At 71.5% G+C, this 7,073-nt stretch carries 8 protein-coding genes; 5 read left to right on the top strand and 3 right to left on the bottom strand.

Annotation, left to right across the window (positions count from 1 at the left end):
- The 4 genes from VFO68_RS22475 to VFO68_RS22490 form a co-directional block, all read left to right on the top strand.
- A partial coding sequence (locus VFO68_RS22475; protein WP_325160336.1) for a C40 family peptidase occupies positions 1-570 on the top strand: 570 nt, incomplete at its 5' end.
- Between the two features lie 23 nt (positions 571-593).
- Entirely contained in the window at positions 594-998 is a 405-nt protein-coding gene (locus VFO68_RS22480; RefSeq protein ID WP_325160337.1) for a YbaB/EbfC family nucleoid-associated protein, read from the top strand.
- Positions 995-1,468, top strand: a complete 474-nt coding sequence (locus VFO68_RS22485) for a hypothetical protein (RefSeq protein WP_325160338.1) — start codon at positions 995-997, stop codon at positions 1,466-1,468. Before VFO68_RS22480 ends, VFO68_RS22485 begins: the two co-directional genes overlap by 4 nt.
- A gap of 65 nt (positions 1,469-1,533) precedes the next feature.
- Positions 1,534-2,838 (top strand): primosomal protein, encoded by a 1,305-nt coding sequence (locus VFO68_RS22490; protein ID WP_325160339.1) that lies wholly within the window; start codon positions 1,534-1,536, stop codon positions 2,836-2,838.
- A gap of 151 nt (positions 2,839-2,989) precedes the next feature.
- On the opposite strand, the gene VFO68_RS22495 is transcribed toward VFO68_RS22490, so the two are convergent.
- Positions 2,990-4,102 (bottom strand): adenosine deaminase, encoded by a 1,113-nt coding sequence (locus VFO68_RS22495; protein ID WP_325160340.1) that lies wholly within the window; start codon positions 4,100-4,102, stop codon positions 2,990-2,992.
- A gap of 261 nt (positions 4,103-4,363) precedes the next feature.
- Between VFO68_RS22495 and VFO68_RS22500 the strand changes: the two genes are divergently transcribed.
- Positions 4,364-5,467 (top strand): PA containing protein, encoded by a 1,104-nt coding sequence (locus VFO68_RS22500; protein ID WP_325160341.1) that lies wholly within the window; start codon positions 4,364-4,366, stop codon positions 5,465-5,467.
- A gap of 95 nt (positions 5,468-5,562) precedes the next feature.
- On the opposite strand, the gene VFO68_RS22505 is transcribed toward VFO68_RS22500, so the two are convergent.
- Both VFO68_RS22505 and VFO68_RS22510 read right to left on the bottom strand, forming a co-directional pair.
- Positions 5,563-6,849 (bottom strand): thymidine phosphorylase, encoded by a 1,287-nt coding sequence (locus VFO68_RS22505; RefSeq protein WP_325160342.1) that lies wholly within the window; start codon positions 6,847-6,849, stop codon positions 5,563-5,565.
- On the bottom strand, positions 6,846-7,073 hold a 228-nt coding region (locus VFO68_RS22510), incomplete at its 5' end, for a cytidine deaminase (RefSeq protein ID WP_325160343.1). The genes VFO68_RS22510 and VFO68_RS22505, both read right to left, overlap by 4 nt.

Genomic DNA, 7,073 nt, shown 5'->3' on the forward strand with positions numbered 1-7,073 from the left:
GGCGGGCAGGCCGCGCCCGGATCCGCCGCGCCGCAGACCGGCCACGGCGGTGGCGGTGGTGGTGGGGGCGGCGGCTTCGGTGGCGGTGGCGGCGGTTTCGGCGGCGGCGGTGGGGGTGGCGGCGGTGCCGCGGTCGGTCCCCGGCTACCGGCGGCGATTCCGGTGCAGCCGGGCTCCGGCGTCGGGGTCAACCTCCCGGACGGTTCCTCCGCCGAGGCGCCCAACGAGATCGCCGCACAGGCCGTCCGCAACGCCATGACCGCGCTGGGCACCCCGTACGTGTGGGGCGCGTCGAACCCGCCGTCCGGCACCGACTGCAGCGGGCTCACGTCGTGGGCCTACGGCAACGCCGGGCTCGAACTGCCCCGGCACTCCTCGGCGCAGGCCGTGGGCGCGTCGGTGGACCCGGGCCAGCTCGCACCCGGCGACCTGGTGGTCTGGGACGGGCACGTGGCCATGGTGGTCGGCAACGGGCAGATGATCGAGGCAGGCGACCCGGTGCAGATCAACCCGATCCGAACCTCCAACATCGGCATGCCGTTCCTGGGGTTCTACCGGCCGACCGGCTGAGGTACGGGTAACTTCAAGGGTCAATGAGCAGTTACGACGACCACCTCGACGCCGACATCGAGCGTGCCGACCGCAAGATCGCGGAGACCGGCGCGCGGGTGTCGGCGCACATCGGTCGCCGGGGTGCGGTCACCGGGCGGGCGTCCTCGCGCACCGGCGCGGTCACCGTGGTGGTGCAGCCCGGTGGCCGGCTGGTCGACCTGGACTTCGCGCCGTCGGCGTTCACCATGAAACCCGAGGAGCTGGCCGCCGAGATCGTGGCGGTGGCCCGGCAGGCGACCCGCAACGCCGGCGCCCGGTTGCACTCGTCGATCCGGCAGGTGGTCTCGCCCGAGGTCGCGCGCAGCCTGACCGAGCTGGGCCTGACGCCGGCCCCGCCCGCCGACGAGGACGTGGACTGGGCCGAAGTGATCCGGAGAACCCGGTGAGCGCGCCGCAGCCGCCGCTGGACGAGCTGCTTGCCCAGGCGGAGCAGCGCCGGGCGGCCAGCGCCCGGCTGCCCCGGATCGTCGCGGACACGGTGGCCGTGGCGCTGGACGAGCGCCGGCTGGTGCAGGCGACCACCGACGCCAGCGGCGAGCTGCGCGCGCTGGTGCTGCATCCGGCGGCGATGTCGTTCGGCGGCAAGGAGCTGGCCCGGATGGTGATCGAGGCGGCGCATACGGCCACCGAGTACGCCCGGCAGCGCTGCCTCAACGAGGTGGCCCTGATCCTGGGCGACAACGCCACCGCCGAGTTGGAGGAACTGATCGGCCCGTCGCCGGCCCGGGCCGCCGGCTGGGACTCCGCGCCCCGCGCGGCGGTTGCGCCACCCGTCGCGGCGGAGCCGGACGTGCGGGACGACGACCCCGATGACCCGTTGTCATTCGACCCGGCCAGTCTTCGCTCCGACCGGTGATCCCCCCGGGAATCGCTACCCCGTAGGCTTCCCCCCGTTTGGTGCGCTCACCAGGAGGACCTCCAATGGCTCAGGACATCGTTCCGATCGAGCTCGGGCTGCCCCAGGGCGATCTTGTGACGCTGTGGGCTCCGCGCTGGCGGGAGGACGGTGAGGAATGGGAGGCGTTCCTCGGACACGAGGATGACCTCTACGGCTTCCCCGACGCGGCACACCTGGCCGCGTTCGTGCGGACGGTCGACGAACACGACCTGGTCGATCACCCGGCCTGGGAAGTGGTGCCCGGCCTGTCGGTGCCCGAGCTGATGCCGGACGAGGCGCACCAGTACGACCTGGTCGGGGTGCCGGAGCTGGTCGCGGAGGAGCCGGACACCTGGACCGTCGGCGAGCTGGCCGACATCGTGGCGATCGTGCGGTCACTGGCCGAGGTGTGCGAGCTGGACGTGGTGCACGAGGTGCTGGACTCCTCGGAGGGTTTCCAGATGCTGGCCCAGGGCACCTACCCGTTCACCGGCCGGGAGGGCGAGCGGCTGTGGACCGACCTCGCCGAGAAGATCTCGGAGCGGTGGGACGACGTGCTCGACGCGCTGGACGTGGTGGTGAGCATCCCCGAGGTGGACGCCGCCACCCTGGACCAGACCACCGACGAGCTGGCCGCGTTCAAGGCGGAGTCCGAAGAGGCGGAGATCGTCCTGGGCGCCGAGGATGTCGAGGAGATCGACACCGAGGAGTCCGATGAGGACGACGTGGAGTCCGATGTGGACGCCGAGATCGAGGCCGACGACGAGGAAGAGGAAGAGGAAGAGGTCAAGCCGCTCGGCTTCTGGGCCGAGGTGGGCATCGACCCGATCCGGATCGTGACCGAGGGGGAGGACTACTACACCCTTCGGTGTTACCTGGACGACGAGCCGATCTTCCTCGGTTCCGAGGGTCAGATCGACGTGTTCAGCTCTCCCCGGGCCCTGGCCAAGTTCCTGGCCCAGCCCGGCGAGGAGGACAACGACCTCGCCGAGGTGTCCACTTGGGAGGATGTGACCACCAAGGCCACCGACGGCACACTGGAGATCAAGGTCGACCCGGACAACACGTACGTGCTCCAGGGCCTGGCCGAGGACCTCGGCGGCGGCCCCGACACCGTCGACCCGGTCCAGCTCGACCTGGCCGTCGAGCTGATCACCGACGCCGCCGAGTGGGCCGAGGACGAGTCCGTGGCCACCGCGCTGTCCCAGTCGGAAAGCCTGGGCTGGCTGATCTCCTTCATCCTCCGGCCGGACCCGACCCGGCTCGCCCCCAGCCCGCCCTTCGACGCCGAGGTCACCGCCTGGCGCGCGCTGGCCCGCGCCTTCGAGGACCGGCTCCGCGCGCACTAGCACCGCCTCTCCGGAATTTTTGATGCGGTGGTTGCGTTCCGGCGGAGAGTGCGGTCATCGGGTGGATGGTGGCTGGCTGCCGTCACGGTCCCCTGAGGTAACTGCTGTCCAGGCGCGAACGTCACCCGAAGGTTCCAGATGGGGTCGCGGATTAGGGGGTGGCGATGCCCATCAGGGCGGCGTAGCCGGGCTTGATGATGGTGTCGATGATGTTGAGGCGTTCGTCGAAGCCGATGAAGGCGGACTTCATGGCGTTGATGGTGAACCAGCGGAGGTCGGCCCAGTCGTAGCCGAAGGTGTCGACCAGGGTGGACATCTCGCTGGAGACCGTGCAGCCGCTCATCAGGCGGTTGTCCGTGTTGACGGTGACCCGGAAGCGGAGCTTGGTGAGCAGCCCGATGGGGTGGTTCTCGATCCGGTCGGCGGCGCCGGTCTGCAGGTTGGAGCTCGGGCACATCTCCAGCGGGATGCGCCGGTCGCGGACGTAGCTCGCCAGGCGGCCGAGGTGGATGGTGCCGTCGTCGGCGACCTTGATGTCGTCGACGATGCGCACGCCGTGGCCGAGGCGTTCGGCGCCGCAGTGCTGGAGGGCCTCCCAGATGGACGGCAGCCCGAACGCCTCGCCGGCGTGGATGGTGAAGTGCGCGTTCTGCTGACGCAGGTACTCGAACGCGTCCAGGTTCCGGGTGGGCGGGAACCCCGCCTCGGGGCCGGCGATGTCGAAGCCGACGACCTCTGAGTCGCGGTAGCGCACGGCCAGTTCGGCGATCTCCAGCGAGCGCGCATTCTGCCGCATCGCGCACAGCAGCGTGCCGATCCGGATCCGGTGACCGGCCGCCGCGGCCCGTTCGGCGCCGACCCGGAACCCCTCCTGCACGGCCTCGACGATCTCGTCGAGGCGCAGGCCGCCCTCGGTGAACAACTCGGGCGCGTACCGGACCTCGGCATACACCACGCCGTCGGCGGCCAGGTCCTGCGCGCACTCGGCGGCCACCCGGACCAGCGCGTCGGTGTTCTGCATGACGCCGACGGTGTGCGCGAACGTCTCCAGGTAGCGCACCAGCGACCCGGAGTCCGCCGACTCCCGGAACCACTGCCCCAGCGCGGCGACGTCGGTCGTGGGCAGGTCGCGGTAACCGCCCGCCTCGGCAAGTTCGACTACGGTCTGTGGCCGAAGGCCCCCGTCCAAGTGATCGTGCAGTAGCACTTTCGGCGCGGTTCGGACAGCCTCCGGGGTCACCGGCCTGGGGTTCGTCGTCGACATGCGGCAACGGTACTCGGCACCGGATCCGCCCTGATCAGGTAATCAGTCGATCACGTATGGTGTCGGCCGGCGGGACGACCGGATCAGTCCCGATAGTCCGCATGGACCAGCCGGACCATTGCGGAACGGCGGCGCAGCAACGGGTGGCGTATGGATGCGTTCTGGAACTGGCTAGGCTCCCCTGCGTCGATTCTCCTCCTCCCCAGGACGAAGGCCAGCCCCGTGAACGAGAACAACAACTCAACGGTCTCCTTCGACCGTATGCGCAACATGCTGACGCGCGCGGCCGAGATCCGTGAGAGCGAACAACAGCAGATCTTCGACGCACTCGACGAGATCCACGCGCGGCTCGCCCCGCTGGAGTCCATCGGCTCGGTCCGCAAGCGGCTGTCCGAGATGCCCGACCGGTCCGAGACCGGCGCCCTGGCCGAGCGGCTCGACGCGGCCATCGCCAAGCTCGACGCGCAGGACGGCGCGATCGCCGCCCTCGGCCGCGCGATCGAGGCCATCGTCGACAAGCTCGCCACGCCGTTCGCGCAGCTCGACGGCCGTCTGGACGGGGTGGCCGGACGGTTCGAGGGCGTCGCGGGCCGGATGGACGGCCTCGAGGACAAGCTGTCCAACATCCACCGCCGGCTCGACGAGTTGGACGGCCACCTGGACAAGCAGGACGGCAAGCTGGACATGCTGCCCAGCGCGGTGCACGGCCCGGTGCGCGAGCGCATCGAGCAGGCCGAGACCAACCTGCGCGGCCGGGTCGACGAGGCCAGCGAGGCGGCCACCCGGACGGCGAACGAGTCGGCGAAGGTCATCCAGGCCAAGGTCGACGAGACCCGCACGGCGTTGCAGGGCTCCCTGGACGAGACCGGCAAGGCGCTGCAGGGCTCGCTGGACGACACCCGCAACGCGCTGCAGAGCGCGCTGGACGACACCCGCAACACCGTCGACGGCACCGAGCGGCTGGAGGCCCTGGCCAAGCGGCTGGAGCAGGTGACCGGCCGGCTGGACGAGCTGACCACGCGGCTGGACACGGTCGAGGACGGGTTCACGGCCAGGTTCAGCGAGCTCGGCGGCAACATCGACCAGGCGCTGAGCAAGGTCGAGGGCACCCTGGCGCACCGCCCGGACCGCGACGCGCTGGCCTCGATGGTGCAGAAGAGCAACGAGGACTCGGTGCGCCGGATCGGCGGTCACCTGGACGAGGCGATGGCCACCTTCGCCGAGCTGATGATGGGTGGCGCCGGCCCGCAGATGCGCCCGCCGACCACGCTGCCCCGGCAGAGCACCCGCAGGCGGACCACCAAGCCCAAGAACGGCCGCACCCCGGAGGAGTCCGGCGAGGAGCCGGAGATCACCGAGAACTAGCGTCGGGCGACTACGCGGTCAGGCGGAAAGACCACGTCATAGCCCAGCGAATGCGCCCTCCCGGCCCCCGGCCGGGAGGGCGTTTTCAGCTCGCGCTAACCGCGGATCGTCTCGTGCACCAGCGGGGCCGGCCCGGCGGCGGCGCCGGAGACGGCGAACGCGCCGTCCAGGGCGTCCAGCGCGGCCGGGACGGCGTCCGGGGTGTCGGTGTGCAGTTCGAGCAGCGGCTCACCGGCCCGCACGGTGTCGCCGGGCTTGGCGTGGCAGATGATGCCGGCGGCGGCCTGCACCGGATCCTCCTTGCGGGCCCGGCCGGCGCCGAGCCGCCACGCGGCCACCCCGACCCCGTAGGCGTCCAGGCGGGTCAGGGTGCCGTCCTCGGGCGCCGGAACCATGTGCACATGGGCGGGCTTCGGCAGCGGGGCGTCCGGGTCGCCGCCCTGGGCCGCGATCATGCGGCACCAGGTCTCGTAGGCCTGCCCGGAGGCGAGCACCGGGGCCGGGTCGACCGACAGCCCGGCCAGCGACAGCATCTCCCGGGCCAGGGCCAGGGTCAGCTCGACCACGTCTTCCGGCCCACCGCCGCGCAGCACCTCGACCGACTCGGCGACCTCCACCGCGTTGCCCACCGCCCGGCCCAGCGGCACCGACATCTCGGTGATCAGCGCCGAGATCCGCAAGCCGCGCTGCACGCCGATCTCGACCAGCGCCGAGGCCAGCGCCCGCGAGTCGGCCAGCGTGCGCATGAACGCGCCGGAGCCGGTCTTCACGTCCAGCACCAGGGCGTCGGCCCCCTCGGCGATCTTCTTGCTCATGATCGAGCTGGCGATCAGCGGGATCGACTCCACCGTGGCCGTCACGTCGCGCAGCGCGTAGAGCTTGCGGTCGGCCGGCGCGAGCCCCTCGGTCGGGGCGCACACCACCGCCCCCACCGTGTCGAGTTGGTGGACGATCTCCTCGGTGGACAGCCGGGCCCGCCAGCCCGGGATCGACTCCAGCTTGTCCAGCGTGCCGCCGGTGTGCCCGAGCCCCCGCCCGGACAGCTGCGGCACCGCCGCCCCGCACGCGGCGACCAGCGGCGCCAGCGGCAGCGTGATCTTGTCACCGACCCCGCCGGTGGAGTGCTTGTCCACGGTCGGCCGGCCGGACTTGAGCGCGAGCGTCTCCCCGGAGTCGACCATGGCGGCGGTCCACCGGGCGGTCTCCGCGGCGTCCATGCCGTTGAGGAAGATCGCCATGGCCAGCGCAGACATCTGCTCGTCGGCGACCACCCCGCGGGTGTAGGCGTCGACCACCCAGTCGATCTGCTCGTCGGACAACCGGCCGCGGTCCCGCTTGGCGCGGATGACATCGACGGCGGACATGGGTTCACGAGTGCTCATGGCAGATCCTCAGGTCCGAACGCGAACACCAGCACCTCGGTCATCGGCAGCGGGCCGCCCGGAGTGTCCACAAGGCACTCCGGGCCGCCCAGCTCGTAGATCACCTGCCGGCACCGGCCGCACGGCATCAACAGCTCACCGGCGCCGCTGCGGCAGGCGAGCGCCACCAGCCGGCCCCCGCCGGACAGCCGCAGCTGGCCGGCCAGCGTGCACTCCGCGCACAG

The sequence above is a fragment of the Actinophytocola sp. genome, from assembly GCF_035712165.1.
Taxonomy (GTDB): domain Bacteria; phylum Actinomycetota; class Actinomycetes; order Mycobacteriales; family Pseudonocardiaceae; genus DASYTH01.

Bases quoted from the DNA above. Each gene is read 5' to 3' on its own strand.
- VFO68_RS22480 (WP_325160337.1), top strand. From the start codon at position 594: ATGAGCAGTTACGACGACCACCTCGACGCCGACATCGAGCGTGCCGAC.
- VFO68_RS22490 (WP_325160339.1), top strand. From the start codon at position 1,534: ATGGCTCAGGACATCGTTCCGATCGAGCTCGGGCTGCCCCAGGGCGAT.
- VFO68_RS22495 (WP_325160340.1), bottom strand. From the start codon at position 4,102: ATGTCGACGACGAACCCCAGGCCGGTGACCCCGGAGGCTGTCCGAACC.
- VFO68_RS22500 (WP_325160341.1), top strand. From the start codon at position 4,364: ATGCGCAACATGCTGACGCGCGCGGCCGAGATCCGTGAGAGCGAACAA.
- VFO68_RS22505 (WP_325160342.1), bottom strand. From the start codon at position 6,849: ATGAGCACTCGTGAACCCATGTCCGCCGTCGATGTCATCCGCGCCAAG.